We start from the raw sequence: 19,663 nt of genomic DNA, 5'->3' as shown, positions 1-19,663 counted from the left end.
CAGCAGCTGAAGGAGTCATCATGTCTAATCTTCCCGACAGAAAACCGGTCAGGCGTCGCGCCTTCGCCTCGCTTGCAGCAGCGGTGACGCTGGCCGCTTCCCTGGTCCCGCTCGCCGCATTGCCCGCCAGTGCCGACGTTGCCGCGGTTGGCCCGGTCGATCAGCAGACCGGTTTTCCCACGTGGTATTCGGACGGCAGCGTGAAACTGCAGCTGTGCTACATGGCGAACGCGGGTTGCCTGGCCGAGCCGCCCAATCTGGCCGCGCCGGCATCGTACCCGGACAACTTTCCGGAGGAGGCGTTCTGGTTCGCCGCGGAAGCCAGCGGGGGGAACCTGCGGCTCTACGAGGCCGCGCTGGAAGCGGCCCACGTCAACGGCCCGGTCAAGCAGGGCGAGCAGATGGGCTTCGGCCGGCTGCGCTTCATCATCGAGAACCTGGTCCCCGACGCGTCCTACACAGTGACCCACCCCTACGGCGTCACCACGCTCACCGCCGAGCCCGACCCCAAGAACGCTGCACTCGGGCGCATCAAGACCACGCTCGACTCGGGAGTCTGCGCGCCCACTGCGCTGGTGCCCTGTGACTGGGAGGGAGTCGGTGCCGCGTTCCTGGGCGACTACGCTGTGGGCACTACCGCTTCGTTCCTGCGGCAGACCGGTGCCGCGGCCGGAACACTGGGGGATATCAACACTCCGAGGCCGGTGACCGGAGCCCCGTCCGGCACGAACGCCGTCGTTGTTACCGGCCCAAACGCCGGCGGCCCGGGCGTGGACACGCTGACCGTCGACACGTTCACGGTCCAGGGGTTGGTATTCAACGGCGACGACGGCGCCCCCAGCACGCCGGACCTGACGGCAGCGAGCGACAGCGGCCGTTCCACCACGGACAACATCACCAATGCCACCACGCCCACGTTTACCGGCAACATCCCTGGTGCACCGGCTTCCACAGGGACCGTGGAACTGATGCTGGACGGCGCGAGCACTCCTGCCGCCTCCGTTGCCATGACCAACGGCTCCTACTCGCTGAAACCGGCGACCGCGCTGGCTGCGGGCGTGCATAAGGTTCAGGCCCGGATCGCCAACCCCGCCTACACAGTAGACCCCGTTACCGGTGCTCCGACGGATCCTGCCGTGCCGCAGTATCTGGTTTCCCCGACCCTGACATTCACGGTGGACACCACTGCCCCGGCTGCTTCCGTGGTGGCACCCTTCCCGTCAACTCCTACCCTCGACAACACACCGACGTTCAACTACACGGCCAACGAAGCCGGCGCACGTTTCGACTGCCAGCTGCTCCCGAGCAACGCCACCTGGGATCCGACCTGCGCCGCTCCCATGACGTACGATGCCCAGGTCAACGGCACCTACCTCTTCAATGTCCGCGCTACCGATGCGGCAGGGAACGTGGGGACTGCGGCTACCCGGACGGTACGGATCGGGCCGGCCGATACGGCGGCTCCCACGGTGACGGCCCGCGGGCCCGGCGCCTCGGCCACCAACGTGACCATCGGCAGCAACGTCACGGCAACGTTCAGCGAGTTCATGCAGGGCGTCTCCGGAACCACCTTCACGCTCAGGAACGCCGCGGGGACCGTCATCCCGGCCACCGTGACGTACGACCAGGCGACACGGAGGGCAACGCTGAATCCGACGTCGAATCTCGCTCCCAACACTGTCTACACAGCACGCCTGACCGGCGGTGCCACGGCCATCAGGGACACCGCCAACATCGCGCTGGCCAGCACCAGCTGGACCTTCACGACGACGGCCGCTCCTACGGTCACGGCGCGGACGCCGGGATCCGGTGGCACAGCGGTCGCATCCACCGGCAACATCACCGCGACCTTCAGCAAGGCGGTCACGGGGGTCAGCGGCACGACGTTCACCCTGAAGAACGCCGCCGGCGCCGTCATTCCCGCTGCCGTCGGCTACAACGCCACCACGCGGGTCGCGACCCTCAATCCGACGGCCAACCTCGCTGCCGACACAAGGTACACGGCGACGCTGTCCGGAGGAACGACGGCGATACGGGACACCGTTGGCACCCCGCTGGCGAGCACCAGCTGGTCCTTCATCACCGGCGCCGCTCCGACGATGAGCGCAAGGACGCCGGCGGTCAACGCCACGGGAGTTCGACGGGCCAACAACATCACGGCCACGTTCAGCGAGCCGATGCAGGGAGTCACCGCCACGACGTTCAGGCTGAGGAACGCCACGACAGGCGCGGCCGTGACGGCAACGGTCACCCGTAACGGCACCACCAACCAGTGGGTCCTGAACCCGGGGGCAACCCTGGCCTCGAACACGCGGTACACCGTCACGCTCACGGGCGGCACTTCCGCGGCCCGGGATCTGGCCGGTAACCCGGCCGCCACGACGGTCTGGAGTTTCACGACCGGAACCCTCTAACCAGGCAATGAGAACTGCCCGCGTATGCTCCCAGGCATGCGCGGGCAGTTCTTGTGTGAGGGCGCCGTCGTTATTCTGACCTAAGGCGTCACGACGGTCATGGTGCCGTCACTGGCCGCACCGATCGTGGTGCCAAAACTACTGCTGGCGTCGTTGAGCACGCGGTGCAGCCAGGCAGCGTCATCCCTTGTGGCCCGCTCCAGCCGCATGCGCCGCGAGCGCATGGGCACAAGGCGCAGTTCGCGCAGTTCCCGGGTGCGTGTGTCCATGGTGATGAAGTACAGGAGGCGGAGGTCGTCACGGAACTGCTCGTAACCGCTGATTCCCTCGTAGTCGTTGATCAGGTCGCCGCAGCCGTACAGGATCGGCCGGCCGCGGTAGACCTCGATCGGACGCGGATGGTGCGACGAGTGGCCGTGCACTATGTCGATGCCGCCCTCGATCAACCAGTGGGCAAACTGGATCTGGCCGCGGGGAACGGTGTAGCCCCAGTTCGAGCCCCAGTGCAGGGAGGCCACGGCGAGGTCGCCTTCCCGCCTGGCCGCGTGCACGCGTTCGATGATCAATGCTGCACTGTCCGTGGAAAGATCCGGAAGCAGCGCCACGCCCGGCCAGTTGTTACCGGCGGCATTGGCGGGGGAGATGCCGCTCGACTCCAGACCGGCTGACCAGACAAGCACCCTCCCATGACCGGTGCTCAGCACCGACGGGTTCCACGCTTCCTCGGCGTCCCGGGCTGCACCAGCGGTTCGGATTCCCGCCTCATGCAGCGCGTCCACTGTGTCAGTTAGGCCGGCGACACCGAAGTCCAGCACATGGTTGTTGGCCAGCACGCAGACATCGATGCCTGCGATGGTGAGGCAAGCGATGTTCTCCGGGCGCATCCGGTAGTGGATCCCCTTGCGAGGGGCGAAATCGCCGTCGTTGGTAATGCTGGTTTCCAGATTGATCACCCGCGCGTCCGGCGCCGCTTCGCCGATAATCTTCAGCGCGTCGCCCCACGGCCAGTCGGGCTCTACTGGGCGGGGAATCGGTCCGTTGGCCGCTTCGGCCAGTGCAACGTAATCCCGGGCATCGCGGACGTACCCCTCCCGCAGTTTCGGCGACCCCGGGCTGGGCAGGATCTGGTCCACGCCCCGTCCGGTCATCACGTCTCCGGCGAGGAACAGTTTGATCGTTTCGGAAGCCATCAGCGTCACCCGGATCCATTTGCCTGCCTGCACCTACTTTAGCGCCGCCTCCCCGGAGACGTGTCTGCCGCTTGTCACTAGCAGTTCAGCCCGGCCGCTCAATGAGCGGCCGGGCTGAACGATTAGCCCTTCGGTCTTCGCTTAGGCTTCTGCCGGTGCGAGGACGATGTCGAAGCGGGTGCGGGCCCAGGTCTGGTTGCCGAGGTCGCGGCCGTCGGGGGTGGGGGTGCCCGCGGGCTGCTGGTCGAATTTCTTGATGAGGGAGTCTTTGACGCCGAACACGCTGTCGCCGATCTCGATCTGCGGGTCGCCTTCGACGAAGATGTGGGTGACGAGGGTGCGCAGGTCCTTGGCGGTGACCATGAAGTGCAGGTGGGACGCGCGGACGGGGGAGCGGCCGGTGGCTTCGAGCATTTTTCCGACGGGCCCGTCGTGCGGGATAGGGTACGGCGTCGGGGTCAGGCCCCAGAAGCTGTAGTTCCCGTTCTCATCCGAGTAGAGGTGGGCGCGTCCGGCGACGCGTCCGTCGATGTACTGCACGTCGTAGAACCCGTCGTCGTCGGCTTCCCAGACCTCGATCCGCGCGCCCGGAACCGGTTTGCCAGCGGTGTCTTTCACGGTGCCTTCGACCCAGCAGGGCTGGCCGGCGGCGCCGCCCGCTATGTCCCCGCCGATCGGGATCTCCGGGGCGTCTTCGGTGAAGAACGGCCCGAAGACGGTGGCCTCGGTTGCATCGAGGGTTTGTTTGACGGCCTGGTTGTTGACGGCGATGGTCTGCATGGAGGCGCCGAGGACGTCGGAGAGCAGGATGAATTCCTGGCGTTTGTCGTCGGTGATGTGGCCGGCGGCGGTGAGGAACTCGATGCCCTTGTTCCACTCGTCCTCGGTGAGGCGGACTTCGCGGATGAAGTTGTGCAGGTGCTTGGTAAGGGACTGCATCAGCTGCTTCAGCCGCTCGTCTTCGGCTTTGTCGAAGGAGCTGATGACGGTGTCGACGAGTTGCTGTTCGACGGCCTGCTGCTCGGGGCTGATGCCGCTGGTTCCGGTGGTGGTGGTTTCGGTCATGGTGGTTCTCCTAAAACTATGTGCGACCCGGTCAGTCCCGGTCAGAGGCCCGGGGTGGTGCCGGCGGTCGCGGCGCGCAGCAGCTCGGTGAGGTTCTCCCGAGTTGGCTGGCGCGGGTTGGACGCGGGAATCACGGGCAGGATGATGTCGACGGCCTCGGGTATGTTGTCTTCCATGAAGCCGTAGTCCTTCAGCGCCTTCGGAGCATCCAACGTCGCACGGAGTTTGTTGAGGCCTTCCACGGCGTTGTCCGTGCCGAAGGCCGCGGCGATCCGTGCGGCGGCGTCAGGGGCGTCGGGGGCGTTGAACGCGAGCACGTAGGGCAGGACGGTGGCGTGGGTCTGGGCGTGGGGCATGTTCCACGTCCCGCCGAGGACGTGGCAGATCTTGTGGTGCATGCCCGAGCCGGCGGAGGCGAATGCGACCGCGGCCAGGTACGCGCCGTAGAGCGCCTGCTCGCGTCCCTCCAGCCCGGAGGGATCCTGCTTGACCAGGGGAAGGCCCTGGTTGAGGGCGCGGATGCCTTCGGCGGCCAAAGCCTGGTTGATCGGGTCCACGCGCGGCCCCCACATCGAGTCCACACAGTGCGCCAAAGCGTTCAGGCCGGACGCGACGGACAGGTCCGCCGGCAGCGAGAGGGTCAGTTCGGCGTCGTAAACCACGGTCGCCGGGAGGACGCGGTCGTCGTCGCCGGTGCTCTTGCGCGCGGCTTCGGTCAGGCCCCAGACGTTGGTGGCTTCGGACCCGGCGTACGTGGTGGGCACCGCGATGATCGGCAGCCCGGAAGTGAGGGCGATGGCTTTGGCCAGGCCGGTGGTGGAACCGCCGCCGACACAGACGAGCAGGTCGATGCCGTGCTCCTGGGCCGCGGCGCGGGCTTTTTCGGCCTTCTCGATCGGGACGTGCGGGGCGACGTCGTCGTAATCCAGGGCCACGCTGATTGTTTGAGCGACATGCGCGGCGACGGCCGCTTTGGACTCCGAGGCGATCACCATGACCTTCCGTGCGCCGAGGCGAGCGACTTCGGCAGCCAGGTTCTCGGCGGCCTTGCCGGAGCCGAACAGCACCCGCTGTCCCAGGGTTACATGGTCAAAGACGAGACTCATGGGCGGGTTCCTCTATTCGGCATCGATGAAGCGGTATCCAGAAGTGCAGTCGAAACCATCTTCAATCACGAAAGGACATTCGCACAGCCAAGACAGCGGCTTGTTACGCGGGTAGGCAGGTCAGGCCTAAGCGCTGCCCTCGTAGGTCCCGTACTCCGGGAGTCCGGCCGCTTCGTAGGTGTGGATGGCGACTCCGGCAGGCGTGACCTTGTGGCTTACGAGCTTCAGCCCGGCAGGAGCGCCTCCATCGGGGAACAGGCGACGCCCGCTGCCCACGACCACCGGGGCGATGACCAGCCGCAACTCGTCAATCAAGCCTGCGGCCAGCAGCGACTGGCCCAGTCGCGCGCTGCCGTGGATCTGCAGTTCCCGGCCGGGTAGTTGCTTGAGGTCCGCTACCTTTGCAGGAATGTCCCCGGACAGGATCGTGCTCGGATTCCACGCTGCGTTGGTGAGGCTGTTGGACGCGACGTATTTTGGCATGCTGTTCATCTTTTCCGCGAACGGATCATCGGGATCGGTCATATTCGGCCAGGCCTGGGCGAACTCCTCATACGTGCGCCGTCCCAGCAGTAGGCCGTCAGCCTCTGCCAGCCAATCGGCAGCTTGCTGCATGAACGTCTCGTCCATATGCGGAACGAACCAGCCACCCTGGGTGAAGCCGCCGCTGGTGTCCTCGTCGGGTGATCCCGGACCCTGGGATACGCCGTCCAGGGAAAGAAACTCGGTCAGAGTCAGTTTCATGGTTGCCTACTCTCGGATAAATGCGTCGCCGGTTCACGATAGGCGACAGTCGGTTACGGCTTTAGGGGCTTGCAGCAGGCTGATGCCGAAGAGTTCGGGTAAACCGGACCATGAGAAAAGCCGAGTACCGTAACAACCCGTGGGCCCCCGGTTGCTGCCAGCATTCTACAGTGTCGACTGTGGCGCCTATCACTTTTTCTACCCACGGTTCGTTGGTATGAGACGCTTCAGAAGGCAGGATGGAGGGCGTAGCCGGCATCACACGCGGCATGCGTACTTACAGCCAGAGAGGTTCTTTGTATGGTTTCTTCCATTGCACTTCCCCGCATCATGCGGATCGGCGGCGGAGCTGCCAGCGAGCTCGGCAGCGTTCTAGCAGGTTTGGGCCTGTCCAGGCCACTGCTTGTCACCGATAAGTTTCTGGTCAGCACCGGTGCAGCTGGCCGGTTGCTGGCCAACCTCGGGGACGCGGGGCTGGAGGGTGAGGTGTTTTCCGAAACTGTTCCGGACCCCACCAGCGATTCGCTGATCGGAGGACTGGAAGCGGTTGCCGCCCACCGGGCCGATTGCCTCGTCGGCTTTGGCGGCGGCAGCCCGATGGATACGGCCAAGGCTCTGGGACTGCTCTCTGCGCAGGGCGGGGAGATGCGCGACTACAAGGCGCCGTGGAACAACGGCGGCCCTGCCCTGCCAGTAATCGCCATTCCGACAACTGCCGGAAGCGGATCCGAAGCCACGCAATTCACGGTCATCACGGACAGCGCGACGGACGAGAAAATGTTGTGCACCGGCTTGGCTTTCCTTCCCGTGGCCACGATTGTCGACTACGAGCTGACCGTCTCGATGCCTTCGAGGCTGACCGCAGATACCGGGGTGGATGCACTCACCCACGCCGTCGAGGCGTATGTCAGCAGGAAGGCGAACGTTTTCTCAGATGGCTTGGCTCTGACCGCTATCGGCACCATCGGTCGGAATATCCGTCAGGCGTACGCGGACGGTGATGACCTGGAAGCGCGTGAAGCCATGATGTTTGCGGCAACGCAGGCCGGCATCGCTTTTTCGAATTCCAGCGTGGCCTTGGTGCATGGGATGAGTAGGCCGATCGGGGCGCATTTCCACGTGGCCCACGGCCTGTCCAACGCCATGCTGTTCCCAGCAGTCACTGCCTTTTCGGTGCATGCCGCCGCCGGCAGATACGCAGAATGCGCCCGTGCCTTCGGAGCCGCCGGCCAAGGGGATTCAGACGCACTGGCCGCTGACAAGTTCGTCGAAGCCCTTGCTGTCCTCTGCAAAGACCTGGATGTTCCGACGCCTCAGAGCTATGGCATTGACCAAGAGAAGTGGAATGAACTGAGCCCGCTGATGGCACAGCAGGCGCTCGCATCCGGGTCGCCGGGAAACAACCCCATCGTCCCCACAGCAAACCAGATCGAGGATTTGTATGCCCAGATTTACAGTTGAGAACGATACGGAAGCTTGGTCTTGACCGTTACCCCGCGGGTTGGGCACCGGCGTCCGGAAGGCGGACGGTGAACTCCGTCTTCCCTTCGCTGCTGCTGACGTCGATGCGGCCGCCGTGGGATTTCACGATGGCATCCACGATGGACAGGCCCAGGCCGTGGGTGCCGCTGCGGTCGGAGCGGGCGGTGTCTGCCCGGGTGAAGCGGGAGAAGATCTTGTCGATGAAGTCCGAGGGGATGCCGGGGCCGTCGTCGGCCACGGTCAGGACGGCGGCGCCGGGCTCGGCCGCCAGCGAGGTGACCACGGTGGTTCCGGGACCGGTATGTTTGTGCGCGTTGGTCAGCAGGTTGATGAGGACCTGGCGCAGCTGGCCGGCGTTGGCCCGCACGGTCACGGGGTCGTCGGGCAACTGCAGGACCCAGCGGTGTTCGGGGGCGGCGGCGCGGATGTCGCTGACGGACTCGACCACCAGCTGGGTCAGGTCGACGTCGTGCTGTTCCGCCCGGTGCCCTTCCTCCATCCGCGCCAGCAGCAGCAGGTCCTCCACGAGTGCCGTCATGCGTTTGGACTCGGACTCCACCCGCGAGATGGAGGAGCGGCCTTCTTCGCTGAGGTTCTCGGTCAGCCGGATCATTTCGGAGTAGCCGCGGATGGCGGTCAACGGAGTGCGCAGCTCGTGGCTGGCGTCGGCGACAAACTGGCGCAGCTTGGTCTCGCTGCGGTGGCGGGCGCTGAACGCGCCGGCAACGTTGTCCAGCATCAGGTTGAAGGCGTGGCCCAGCCTTCCCACTTCGGTGGCCGGGACCGCGATCCCGGCGGGCACGCGTTCGGCCATGGCGACTTCGCCTTCACCCAGCGGCAGCCGGGAGACGCGGGTGGCCACGCCGGAGAGTTCCTCCAGCGGGCGCAGCGTGCGGCGGATAATGAGCGTGCCCAGCAGCGCCGCCGCGGCCAGTCCTGCCGCGGAGACCACCGTCATGGTCCGGGTCAGGGAGGCGAGGGTTTCCTCCTTGGCGATCAGCGGCAGGCCGGTAACGATGGTATACTCGCGGTCCGGATTGTAGGTCGCCACCAGCCGGTAATCGCCCACCGAGAGCGCGCGGTCAACCGGCGGAACGTCCAGGGCAAGGTCGTCGAGGATCTGTTCATCCGCCTCGGTTAGGTCCTGCCTCTCGCCGTCAGGGGTGAAGATGCCGGCGCCCCGGACACCGCGGTCGCCGATGCGGGCATTCAGCGTACCCGCCCGGGTGCCTGGGCCAGCCAGCGCATCCGCAAGATTCGCCGAATCCTGGGCGCCGCCGTCGTTCTCTTCGTCTTCATCATGATGGTCTTCATCGTCCGAGTCCTGGCGGAACTCTTCCTGCGACCGGTTGGCCCGGGCGGACGCCTGCGCCAGTTGCTCGTCCAGCTGGCCGGTCAGGAACGAGGTCATCGCGGCGTGCGCGGAGAGGCCGACGGCGAGACAGATCGCGGCCAGTAGCGCCAGCGTGATCAGGACCAGTTTGGTGCGCAGCTGCCAATTCCGGAACGGTCGCCAGCCGCCGCTGTGCCAGTGGCCGGACGCAGGCACAGACGGCGGGCGGGAAGGCCGCTTGTCGCTCTGCATGGGCTTCTCTTTCAATCTGACCGCCGCACTGATGGGATGTAGTAACTGTAGTGGTTATTGTTGTCTCAGTATCCGCGCAACTTGATACCAGGGGGAGTAGTCATGGCCGCACAGGATCCCACCGACCTGGTCAGCGGGCTGCCCAAACTGAGACACCCGGACGGCAGCCCTGTCCGGGCGCTGGTGGTCGACGACGAGCCGCAGCTTTCGGACCTGGTGCGGATGGGACTGCGGATGGCCGGCTGGGACGTGCACGTGGCCCACGACGGCCCGTCGGCCGTGAAAGTTGCCCGCGATGTCCGCCCCGATGTGCTGGTGTTGGACGTGATGATGCCCGGGTTCGATGGCGTGGAGGCGCTGGTGAAGATCCGGGCTTTTTCGCCCAACGTGCCGGCCCTGTTCCTGACCGCCAAGGATGCCGTGGCGGACCGGATCACCGGCCTGGCCGCGGGCGGGGACGACTACGTGACCAAGCCGTTCAGCATGGAGGAACTCATGCTGCGCCTGCACCGGCTGGTCCAGCGCTCCGGTGTGGCGGCAGCGGCGGCGGCCGAACTGGTGGTGGGGGACCTGGTCCTGAACCTCGATACCCGGGAGGTCACCCGCGCCGCGACGGACATCCAGCTCACGGCGACGGAGTTCGATCTGCTGCATTACCTGATGGACAACGTCCGCACGGTGGTCAGCAAGAGCCAGATCCTGGACCACGTGTGGAACTACGATTTCGGCGGCCAGAACAACATTGTGGAACTGTACATTTCCTACCTGCGCAAGAAGATCGACGCCGGCCGCTCGCCGATGATCCACACGGTCCGCGGCGTGGGCTACGTCCTCAAGCCTGCTGTTTGAGAACTGGACTGAGGGAAGAAGTTCGGCCGGTCCGGCGATGCGCACCGGACCGGCAGGGCTGCCGGTCCAAAGGGGGCGGTTCGGACCGGCAAGACTGATGGCTACAGCGGTTGGGTGATGAATGCGAGGAGCTCCGGAACGACCGGCTGGATTTTCGTCACCCAGAAATAGATGCCGCAGGCGATCAGGCCTACGGCCAGGATGGTCCACGTGAACCACGATGATGACCAGAAATGCCAGCGGCTCCCCGCTCCGGGGGAGCCGGTGGTCCCGGGGGTGGTCCTGCTGGTCCTGCTGGTCCCGCTCGTCGTGGCCATGGCCCGTGCGCCGGGCTGCCGATGTTTGCTTGTCATGTGTTAACGGTGGAACCGGGGCATAAGCGGGTGCTATGGCGAACCTGTGAACGGGCTGTGCCTCCGACGTCGCCACCCACTGGGCAGCAGATGCCCTTCCCGGCCATGAAATGGGCATCTGCTGCCCAGTCGATGGCAGGGATTGAGGAGGGGCGGGAAATCAGGTCTTGACGCTGATCGTGCCCGCCGCGCCGTCGACCGTGATGGTGTCGCCGGTGGCGATGCAGGTGGTGGCATCGGGGACGCCGACGACGGCGGGGATTCCATACTCGCGCGCGACGACGGCGCCGTGCGAAATGGGCCCGCCCATCTCCATGACGAGGGCGCCGGCGGTCAGGAACAGCGGCGTCCAGCCGGGATCGGTGGACGGGGCGACGAGGATTTCGCCGGGCTCCAGGTGGGCGCCGGCCGGGTCCAGGATGACACGCGCCTTGCCGGTCACGGTGCCGGCCGAGGCTGGCGCTCCGCTGAGGGTTCCGGGCGGAAGGTGCGCTCCCGCCGTCGTTGTTGCGGAAGCGCGGGCGCCCATGGCGGCCTCGACGTCCGTGCCGTCGGAGAGCAGGAGCCGGGGGATGCGGCGGCGGCGCAGTTCGCGGTTGTAGGTGCGGCGGCGTTCGGCGGCGAGTTCGTGCAGGTCCGCGCCACGCAGGCCCACGCGGGCTTCGGCGAGGTCCAGGAAGAAGATGTCGCCGGGACTGGCGATCCGGCCCTCATCGGCGAGGACCGTTCCGACCTGCCGGAGCTGGGCGCGGAGTGCGGCGAGGGCAACGATGAGGCCGAACTTCGGGTACTCGCGCCGGCCCGCGGTGGCCCTGACCCGGCGCAGGCCGTAGGCCACGAGCCTGCCGCGGAGCCGGCCTCTGGCCCGCGCGCGTTGGGTCAGCTCGGTGGCCTTGGCTTCGGCGGTTGCGGCGGCGCGGGCGAACTGCCGGTCCGGTGCCTGGTCCGGATCGCTCAGGCGCAGGTAGTTGGCGAGCACGTTGATGATGTGGGCCGGCTCCTCGGACCAACGCGGGATGCCGATATCGATCTCCGCCACCGCGCGGTGGCCGTACTTCGTCAGGAACGCGGCCAGCTCGTGCTGGGCGGTCGCGGGGAGCGAGCCTTCGGCATAGCGCCGGGCAAGCTCCTGCGGATCCACGTCGGTGAGGGCGCGGGCTGCCTCGGCGTCGTCGCGGATGATGGTGGCGGCGTGCCACAGCTCCAGGTCCATCTGCGTGGTCACGTTGTCGGGCAGTCCGCGCAGGACCGCCTGCAGGTCACCGGGCTGCACCAGCGGACCCAGCAGCCAGCGCACGATGCCCAGCCAGATGTAGCCGGCGGCCGGCGGCGGAAGCTGCTTGAGCAGGCCCGGCGTGATCATCCCGCCGAGCATACGTTCGACGAAGTCCAGCCGCCGGGCGGGCGTGGCCGGCTCGGGCAGCACCAGCATCCGGTGGAATTTCTCCTCGGCCCGCCTGCTGCGTTCCAGCGCCGCGGCAGGCCGGAGCAGGCCGTTGAGTACCTGCGGAATCATCGCCAGCTGCGGCATGGACTTGAGCGAGCCTTTCAGGGATCCTCGCAGCGACCCCTTGACCGCGCCCAGTTTTGGCCTGCTGACGATGGCGAACCGCGGATCCTCCATCAGGTACCGCAGCGCTCCGACCGAGCGGGCATCGGCGGCCCTCATGGCGGCGGGGATGATGCGCCGTCCGGCCTTGCTGCGCAGCACCGGCGTCACATCGACGAAGAGCCGCAGCCCGGCCTGGCTGTAGCTGAAGGGGACCGGCGCGCCGTAGCTCCCGCCGGCAGGCCGGTAGGCGTCGGCCAGCACCTGGAATGCGGACAGTCCCATCGGCGTCAGCGGCCGGGTGAGTCCCTGCAGCAGGCTCGCGCACAGGTAGGCACGGGTGCCGCCGTCGCTCGCGTCGATGGTGTCTGCCGGCGCGGGCAGCGGGTACAGGGTGGTGATGGGGCGCGACTGCACCAGTTGGATTGCACCGTCGGGCCCGATGGCCCACTCCAGATCCTGCGGTTCGCCGAAGTGTTCCTCCGCGCGGGCGCCGAGGGCGGCCAGCGCGCGGACTTGTTCGTCGGCTAAACATGTCTCGCCGCTGCCGCCGGGGCTGCCGCCCGGCGTCCGCTCGAGGATCCGTCCGCTGGCGGTGTCTACCACGAACTGGTCCGGATTCACGGCGCCGCTGACCACCGCTTCGCCCAGCCCGGGCGCCGCATCGATCACTGCCTCATGGCGCCGCCCGGTGAGCGGGTTGGCCGTGAACAGCACGCCGGAAACCTCGGCGTCCACCATCGTCTGGACAACGACGGCGATGCTCACCGAACGCTGGTCGATGCCGTTATCGCTGCGGTAGGCAACCGCCCGTTCCGTCCAGAGCGAGGCCCAGCACCGGCGGACCGCATCCAGCAGCGCGTCCTCGCCGGCCACGTTGAGGTAGGTGTCCTGCTGGCCGGCGAAACTGGCCTCCGGCAGGTCTTCGGCGGTGGCGGAGGAGCGCACCGCCACCGCCAGCCGCCCGTCGCCGTCGTTGTTCGCGAGCTCCGCATAGGCAGCGCGGACGGCATCGGCGATGTCCTCCGGCATGGGCGCAGCCTCCAACGCGGCGCGCGCACGTTCCGCCAGCCCGGCCGACGCGGCGGCGCCTTCGGCGGAAGTGTCCCGGTTCCCGCCGGCACCAATACCCGAACGGGCACCTTCATCGGCAGTGGCGCCTGACCTGCCCGCTCCCGCCTCCAGCTCAGCCAGGATCTCATCCAGGCCCGCTTCCGCCGCGACCCGCTGGTACGCCGTCGTCGTAATACAGAATCCGTCCGGCACAGGCAGGCCCGCGGCGGCGAGCACGCCGAGGTTCGCCGCCTTGCCGCCCACCCAGGCGAGCATCCCGCCGTCGAGCTTCGCCAGCGGGAGGACGGTTCCGGGCCGGTCCAGCAGGTGCCGTGCCGCGCTGTTCATCATCGGGCTCCTCTGAATCAGGTCATCTAAATCAGATCGTCCATCAGCCGGGCGAGGATGTCGTTCATGGCCAGCAAGCCGATCAGCTTGTTGCCCTCCACCACCACCATCCGGTTGAGGTGGTAGCGGCTCATCAGGGCAGCGGCCTGATGCACGGAGAGGTCCTCGCCCACGGTGATCACCGGCTTTGACGCGGCGTCGTACACGTTGAGCAGGTCCACATCGCCCTCCTCGGCGACCACGGTGCGCAACAGCTCGATGTAGGTCAGCAGCCCCCAGGAATCATGCGGGTGCTGGCGCTCCACCACGAGGCTTTTCACCTGGCGGGTTTTCATCACCGACAGCGCATCGCGCAGGGTGCTGAACGGGGAGATGGTGACGATGTTGCGCACCATGACGTCCTTGACGGTCAGCATGTGGTTCCTCCTGTGATCTCGGGTTCTCTAATATCAGGTGTCTTCATGGCGCATGTGCTCCTCGAATTTGGCCACTTGGCGCAGGTCGATCCCGGTCAGGTGCTCGATGGGAATGCTGAAGGCGAGGCCCCGGGAGTTGCCGTCGTTGACCAGGATGGTGTGCAGTTCCTTCAGGATCGACGTGGACAGGTGCGAGCCCACCACCATCAGCAGCACGGACTGCGATCCCTCGAACGTCAGCCCGAAAAACGTCCGTTTGGACTCGCCGCCGATGCCCTTGCCCGGCAGGATGGTCACACCCGTGGCGCCGGCGCGCTGGGCATGTTCGATGACCCGGTCCTCCAGATGGTCCGGGGCGATCACGACGACGGCGGTGAATTTCATGACGTTTCCTTCCGCAGGGTGGGAATTCTTTCCAGGAGCATGGCGTAGAGCAGGACGGAAATGATCGGAAAAATGGACGCGAAGGCGATCAACCCGAAGCCGTCCATCAGCGCATCGCGGCCCTCGAGCGCGGTTGCCAGCCCGATGCCCAGGGCGGTCACGAGCGGGACGGTGACTTCCGACGTCGTGACTCCGCCGAGGTCGAAGGCGAGGGCGACAATGTATTTGGGCGCCAGGAAAACCAGGACAACGACGACGCCATAGGACGCCATGACGTAGTAGTGGAATGGACCGCCGACAAGGATGCGGTAGACGCCCAGTGTGATGCCGGCGGCCACCCCGACGGCGACGACGATGCGGATGACGGAGCCATTGAGCCTGCCGCGCGAGGCATCCTGGGCCTGGCTGCCGATCGCCACCAGCGCCGGTTCGGCCATGGTGGTAGCGAAGCCGATCAGCAGGGCGAAGAGCAGGATGAGCACGGGCACGTCGCGTGCGATCAGCTGCTCGGCCATCTGCGTGCCGATAGGGAAGAGCCCGATTTTGAGCCCGACGACGAAGGCATACAGGCCCACCAAGACCATGACGAAGCCCACCAGGACCCGCACCGGGTGGGCGATCTTGTGCTTGAGCACCAGGTAGTGGAAGAACAGGACCACCAGCACGATCGGCAGCACATCGCGCACCGTCTCGGCCAGCCCGAGGGCGAAATCCGCCGCCCAATGGCCGGACCCGGCCCCGGGCCCGGCGGCAACGGCTTCGGTGTTGCCGAAGGTGTAGACCCAGACTCCGTACAGCTGCACGCCGATAATCGGCACCATCACACACAGTGCCACCAGGCCGAAGCCGTCCGCGAGCACGCTGCGCCCCCTGATCGAGTTGGCCAGGCCCAGACCAATGGCGGCGATCATCGGTACGGTCACAATGTTGGTGGTGACGCCGCCGGAATCGTAGGCGAGGCCGACAATCTCATCCGGCGCGATGAAGGTGATCGCCAGGGCCAGCGCATAGCCGCCGATCAGCAGTCGGTGCACCGGCCAGCCGCGCAGGATGCGCAGCAACCCCAGGACGAGGACGAAACCCACGGACACCGCGACGACCACGCGCAGCGTCAGCCCGTTGATCCTGCCATCGCTGACGATCTCGGCTTGTTCCGCGACGGCGATCAGCGCGGGTTCGGCGACGGCGGCGGCAAACCCGATGGCGAAGCCGAAGGCCAGCAGCGGTCCCAGCGCACCGCGGCGGGTGAACTGGTTGGCGATGTTCTTGCCCACCGGAAAGACACTGAGGTCCAGGCCCTGCAGGAACATCGCGATGCCCACGCCCACAATCAGCAGCCCAACCACCAGCTGCAGGGGATCCTCGGGCAGCCCGCGGAAGACCACCAGTTGGAACACCGCAACCACCACCACAATAGGCAGGAGGTTCCTCATCGCCTTCAGGAATTCGCGGGCGAAGCCGGTGAGGTGTTCCATCTCGTCTGGGGGACTTGCCTACGTGGCCTGCGCGTCCTGCCCGGTGTCCGCCCACAGCACGTCGAGGTTGCGGAAGACGGGCGGCCCGTCGCACAGGGCGGCGAACTTCTGGGCGAATTCGGAAGTCTCCGGACGGGCCGAATTTTCCATGGCCGACTCATACGAGTCGAACTCCACAATGGTGTAGTAGCTGCCGGGCCGGTCCCGGTCCGCGGTGACCTTTACCCCGCGGAAGGAGGCAGGCGTGCTTCCTTCCGACCTCGACGGCGTCCCTAGTTTTTCAATCTCCTCGATGCGCGAGGTCTTGAACTCGATGATCTGCACAAACCCGGCCATGGCGGTTCCTTGCTAGCGGTGGATGCTGATGCGCATCACGCTAGACCCAGCGGGGGAGCGGCGCAATAGTTGATGTCCCGGGCCACCAGGTGGCTGACCGCCCGGGACAGATCCCCCCAACAGCCACAGATCGAGCGAACGGTCCCGATCCATGGTTGCCGGTTAGGAGTGGGGTCCTTTCCGGCTCCTTACATGATCGGGGCAGCACCCCTCGTTGACGCTCAAGGAAAGCTCAAGTTTTGTGCAAGAAACCGAAATCCGCCAACTGTATGATGCTCCAGCGCCCTACTTGCTGCCGCTCGCCCGGGCTGAACCGCACGGAGGCGTCCGCCGCCAGCTCGTCCAGCACCCCGCCGTGGCCGGCGTCCCCGGCGTCCGTCTCCGCGGCCGCGGCGCCCTTGCCCTCCGCGGGGGCACCTTTCCGCTCCGCCGGCGGCATGTACGTGTGCACCAGCTCCCAGTTGCCCTCGAGCAGCTCATGGTTATCCAGCGCCTCGGCCAACTGCGCCGCCAGTAAACCCTCGGCGCCACGGTAGACGAAAACGGGAGGCGGGGCGCCGCCGTCGTTGTTGGGGGTTTCTGCTGCCGCGAAATACTCACCCTGAATGCTCATGCGAGCAGTGTAAGCACACAAATTACGACGGCGACAGGCCCTCCCGCGCTTCCGGTGCCATCTCCTGCCAGGTGTCAGCCCTTGCCGAGGAAGCGCAGCAGGGCCTCGTTGACCTCGGCGGCGTGCGTCCAGAGCAGGCCGTGCGGAGCGCCCTCGATTTCGACGAACTCGGCGCTGGGCAGGGCCTTGGCGAACTCGCGCCCGGTGGCGTCGATGGGCAGGATGTTGTCCGCCGTGCCGTGCACGATCAGCGCGGGCACATCGATCTTGGGGATGTCCGCGCGGAAGTCGGTCAGCCACGTCGGCTGCGCGGCCACCGAGGCGACGGCGCCGGAGCGGGCGGCGATGTTCCAGCTGGCGTTGATGTGCTCCTGGCTCAGGCGCTCGGTGCCCAGGAACGTGTCGGAGTTGTAGAAGTTCTTGAAGAACTCGGTGAAGAACGCATAGCGGTCCGCCGTCACCGCCTGGCCCAGCCCGTCGAACACCTCCTGCGGCACGCCGGTGGGATTGTCATCGGTTTTGAGCAGGAACGGTTCGAGTGAGCCGAGGAACGCGGCCTTGCCGACCCGCTTGGAGCCGTACGTGCCCAGGTAGCGGCCCACTTCGCCGGTGCCCATGGAGAAGCCCACCAGCACCACGTCGGTCAGGTCCAGGGTCTCCAGTACCGTGTTCAGGTCCGCGGCGAAGGTGTCGTAGTCGTAACCGGTGGTCGGCTTGCTGGACTGGCCGAAGCCGCGGCGGTCGTAGGTGATGACGCGGTAGCCGGCCGTCAACAACGCGGCGGTCTGCTTCTCCCAGGACGAGCCGTCCAGCGGGTAGCCGTGGATGAGGACAACGGGTTGGCCGGCGCCATGGTCCTCGTAGTGCAATTCGATATTGGTGCTGTTCTCGGTTCCAACCTTGATGTAACCCATGGCAGACGTCCCTTCGACAGATGGCAACTCGGGGGTTCCCCCGCACTGCCACCCAGCTTAGGCCCCGCGCGGCGGGAGGGTCACGGCCGCGACCTCCTGCACCCGGGGACGGTCGTGGTCCCCGTTCTCGACGACGCCGGTCTGCCACCAGAACTTCAGTCCGTCCGGGGTGTCTTCGAGGCCGGCCAGGTTGTTGTCAAACCACGGCCCTTTGATCGTTTCCCAGCTGAACGGCGGATCCGGCACCTTCGCCGACCTCGCCATCAGGGCGCCCACCGGACCGGCAACACCGTAGGACATGATGGCGGTGAACGAGCGGATCAGCCGGGGCAGGGGATTGCGGATCGGCGAGCAGACCGCCTGCACAATCCGGCTGCCGGCGGGCCGCTGGACCTCGGCGACGTAGGAGAAGTGCACGTCGCCGGACAGGAACGTAATGGTTTCCGGGGCCGTCCCGCGCTCGCCGTCGGCCACCTCCAGCACCATGGCCGCCACCTCCTGGAAGCTCTTCTGGAACGCGCCCCAGTGTTCCAGATCGATGGCCTGGCGCAGTTTCTCCCCGAGCTTCGCCGCAGGCTTGCCCCAGACCCCTTCGGAGAGCGCCTCGTTCCAGGACTCGAGATGGTGCAGACCGGTGGGCAGCAGGAACGGCAGCGATGTTGCCACCAGCACATGCCGGAAGCCGCCCTGCAGCCGGCCGTCCAGCCACGCCATTTCCTTGCCGTCCAGCAGCGAGCGGTGTTCGGGCTCCAGCACGCGTGCCGCGCGGGAGTCCAGCACAATCAGCCGCACGCCGCCGATATCACGCGAGAAACTCCACCGGTAGCTCTCCGGATAATGGTCCGCCTTCTCCGCAAAGGCATCCAGCGCCTCGCTCAGATCGAGTTCCTCCTCGCCCTGATGCTCGGCAACCAGCCGCCAGACGACGTCGTCGGCCCTTTGCTGCGGGGAAAGATTGCCCAGATGCTGGTAGACCCAGTAGGAGGCGAGCCCGGACACAATCCTTCCGTGCCACCAGGACGTCTGCTGCATCTGCTGCTTCCAGGTCTGCGAGGCGTTCCAGTCGTCGCGGATGTCATGGTCGTCGAAAATCATGGCGCTCGGCAGGGTCGAAAGCAGCCACCGGTTGGCCTCGTCCGACCACGCGAGGTAGTAAAGGTGCGCGTACTCCTCGTAATCCTTCAGTTCCTCGCCAGGGGGCTCGCTCATGTCGCGGCGGGCCCGGATGAACTCCTGCATCTGGTCGCTGGTGGAATCCGCGTAGACCTGGTCGCCCAGGAACAAGAGCAGATCCGGCCAGGACACGTCCCCGCCCTTGGCCATTTCGAAGGCGTAGGCGCGCATCGAGTCGACGCCATGGGTTCGGTTGCCGTTCTTGTCGTGCGGGACGCTGGTGCGGCAGGTGCCGAATTCCAGCCGCAGCGGTTTGTCCGGCTTCAGCGTCGCAATGCACGACGGCGGGAATTCGGCTCCCGCTGCCGGCCAGACTTCCTCGCCGTCGATCTCCACGGTGTAGGGAGTGACACTGCCCGGCTCCAGGCCGGCTACTTCCACCAGTGCGTAGTGGTGGCCGTGCACGGCGAAAGTCCGGGCGTTCCACGATCGGCCGCCCGCCCTGACAACAACCTGCGCTGCGTCGCGCGTTTCCACCCAGATACTCGCGGTCGTCTGGTCCACGTACCGCATCATCGGGCCGAGCACGAGGGGCGATGTCGTCATGAATCAGTTCTACCTGCCCAAGCGGCCCGCGGCTACAGAATCGGCCACCCCAAAATCGACCGCCCCGG

17 protein-coding genes are annotated in these 19,663 nt (G+C 66.4%); 3 read left to right on the top strand and 14 right to left on the bottom strand.

The window, feature by feature from the left end; translation table 11 throughout:
- Positions 1 to 20: 20 nt before the first annotated feature.
- Positions 21 to 2,414 (top strand): Ig-like domain-containing protein, encoded by a 2,394-nt coding sequence (locus tag AC3A4M_RS13955; protein ID WP_498736311.1) that lies wholly within the window; start codon positions 21 to 23, stop codon positions 2,412 to 2,414.
- An 80-nt stretch (positions 2,415 to 2,494) separates the two neighbouring features.
- Here AC3A4M_RS13955 and AC3A4M_RS13950 read toward each other — a convergent pair whose 3' ends face one another.
- The 4 genes from AC3A4M_RS13950 to AC3A4M_RS13935 form a co-directional block, all read right to left on the bottom strand.
- Entirely contained in the window at positions 2,495 to 3,604 is a 1,110-nt protein-coding gene (locus AC3A4M_RS13950) for a CapA family protein (protein WP_498736310.1), read from the bottom strand.
- A 141-nt stretch (positions 3,605 to 3,745) separates the two neighbouring features.
- Entirely contained in the window at positions 3,746 to 4,669 is a 924-nt protein-coding gene (locus AC3A4M_RS13945) for a dioxygenase family protein (protein ID WP_498736309.1), read from the bottom strand.
- A 41-nt stretch (positions 4,670 to 4,710) separates the two neighbouring features.
- Complete coding sequence (locus tag AC3A4M_RS13940; RefSeq protein ID WP_498736308.1) at positions 4,711 to 5,775, bottom strand: maleylacetate reductase; 1,065 nt, start codon at positions 5,773 to 5,775, stop codon at positions 4,711 to 4,713.
- 126 nt (positions 5,776 to 5,901) lie between these two features.
- A complete protein-coding gene (locus AC3A4M_RS13935; protein ID WP_498736307.1) occupies positions 5,902 to 6,519 on the bottom strand; it encodes a dihydrofolate reductase family protein in 618 nt (205 codons plus the stop codon).
- Between the two features lie 300 nt (positions 6,520 to 6,819).
- Here AC3A4M_RS13935 and AC3A4M_RS13930 point away from each other — a divergent pair, with 300 nt between their 5' ends.
- The gene (locus AC3A4M_RS13930) at positions 6,820 to 7,980 is read left to right on the top strand and encodes an iron-containing alcohol dehydrogenase (RefSeq protein ID WP_498736306.1); all 1,161 of its coding nucleotides are present in this window, start codon (positions 6,820 to 6,822) and stop codon (positions 7,978 to 7,980) included.
- A 28-nt stretch (positions 7,981 to 8,008) separates the two neighbouring features.
- Here AC3A4M_RS13930 and AC3A4M_RS13925 read toward each other — a convergent pair whose 3' ends face one another.
- Complete coding sequence (locus AC3A4M_RS13925; RefSeq protein ID WP_498736305.1) at positions 8,009 to 9,586, bottom strand: sensor histidine kinase; 1,578 nt, start codon at positions 9,584 to 9,586, stop codon at positions 8,009 to 8,011.
- 102 nt (positions 9,587 to 9,688) lie between these two features.
- Between AC3A4M_RS13925 and AC3A4M_RS13920 the strand changes: the two genes are divergently transcribed.
- The gene (locus tag AC3A4M_RS13920; RefSeq protein ID WP_498736304.1) at positions 9,689 to 10,435 is read left to right on the top strand and encodes a response regulator transcription factor; all 747 of its coding nucleotides are present in this window, start codon (positions 9,689 to 9,691) and stop codon (positions 10,433 to 10,435) included.
- A gap of 101 nt (positions 10,436 to 10,536) precedes the next feature.
- On the opposite strand, the gene AC3A4M_RS13915 is transcribed toward AC3A4M_RS13920, so the two are convergent.
- From AC3A4M_RS13915 to AC3A4M_RS13875, 9 genes are all read right to left on the bottom strand, one after another.
- A complete protein-coding gene (locus AC3A4M_RS13915) occupies positions 10,537 to 10,788 on the bottom strand; it encodes a hypothetical protein (protein ID WP_498736303.1) in 252 nt (83 codons plus the stop codon).
- A 160-nt stretch (positions 10,789 to 10,948) separates the two neighbouring features.
- A complete protein-coding gene (locus tag AC3A4M_RS13910) occupies positions 10,949 to 13,738 on the bottom strand; it encodes a PEP/pyruvate-binding domain-containing protein (RefSeq protein WP_498736302.1) in 2,790 nt (929 codons plus the stop codon).
- A 26-nt stretch (positions 13,739 to 13,764) separates the two neighbouring features.
- The gene (locus tag AC3A4M_RS13905) at positions 13,765 to 14,154 is read right to left on the bottom strand and encodes a CBS domain-containing protein (protein WP_498736301.1); all 390 of its coding nucleotides are present in this window, start codon (positions 14,152 to 14,154) and stop codon (positions 13,765 to 13,767) included.
- Positions 14,155 to 14,187: 33 nt separating this feature from the next.
- Positions 14,188 to 14,538: a P-II family nitrogen regulator gene (locus AC3A4M_RS13900; RefSeq protein ID WP_074699439.1), complete on the bottom strand. Its 351-nt coding sequence runs from the start codon at positions 14,536 to 14,538 to the stop codon at positions 14,188 to 14,190.
- Positions 14,535 to 16,013, bottom strand: a complete 1,479-nt coding sequence (locus tag AC3A4M_RS13895) for a DUF1538 domain-containing protein (protein WP_498736300.1) — start codon at positions 16,011 to 16,013, stop codon at positions 14,535 to 14,537. Before AC3A4M_RS13895 ends, AC3A4M_RS13900 begins: the two co-directional genes overlap by 4 nt.
- A gap of 18 nt (positions 16,014 to 16,031) precedes the next feature.
- The gene (locus tag AC3A4M_RS13890; protein WP_498736299.1) at positions 16,032 to 16,349 is read right to left on the bottom strand and encodes a hypothetical protein; all 318 of its coding nucleotides are present in this window, start codon (positions 16,347 to 16,349) and stop codon (positions 16,032 to 16,034) included.
- A gap of 232 nt (positions 16,350 to 16,581) precedes the next feature.
- Positions 16,582 to 16,962 carry a hypothetical protein gene (locus AC3A4M_RS13885; RefSeq protein ID WP_498736298.1) on the bottom strand — a complete coding sequence of 127 codons (381 nt, stop codon included), beginning with the start codon at positions 16,960 to 16,962 and terminating at the stop codon, positions 16,582 to 16,584.
- Positions 16,963 to 17,036: 74 nt separating this feature from the next.
- Entirely contained in the window at positions 17,037 to 17,876 is an 840-nt protein-coding gene (locus AC3A4M_RS13880; RefSeq protein ID WP_498736297.1) for an alpha/beta fold hydrolase, read from the bottom strand.
- Positions 17,877 to 17,933: 57 nt separating this feature from the next.
- Positions 17,934 to 19,595 carry an alkaline phosphatase D family protein gene (locus AC3A4M_RS13875; protein ID WP_498736296.1) on the bottom strand — a complete coding sequence of 554 codons (1,662 nt, stop codon included), beginning with the start codon at positions 19,593 to 19,595 and terminating at the stop codon, positions 17,934 to 17,936.
- Positions 19,596 to 19,663: the final 68 nt, after the last annotated feature.

It is taken from the genome of Arthrobacter sp. Soil_C_60 (assembly GCF_057656375.1).
Note: the sequence above shows the minus strand (reverse complement) of the source record. Positions and strands in the feature narration are given on the sequence as shown.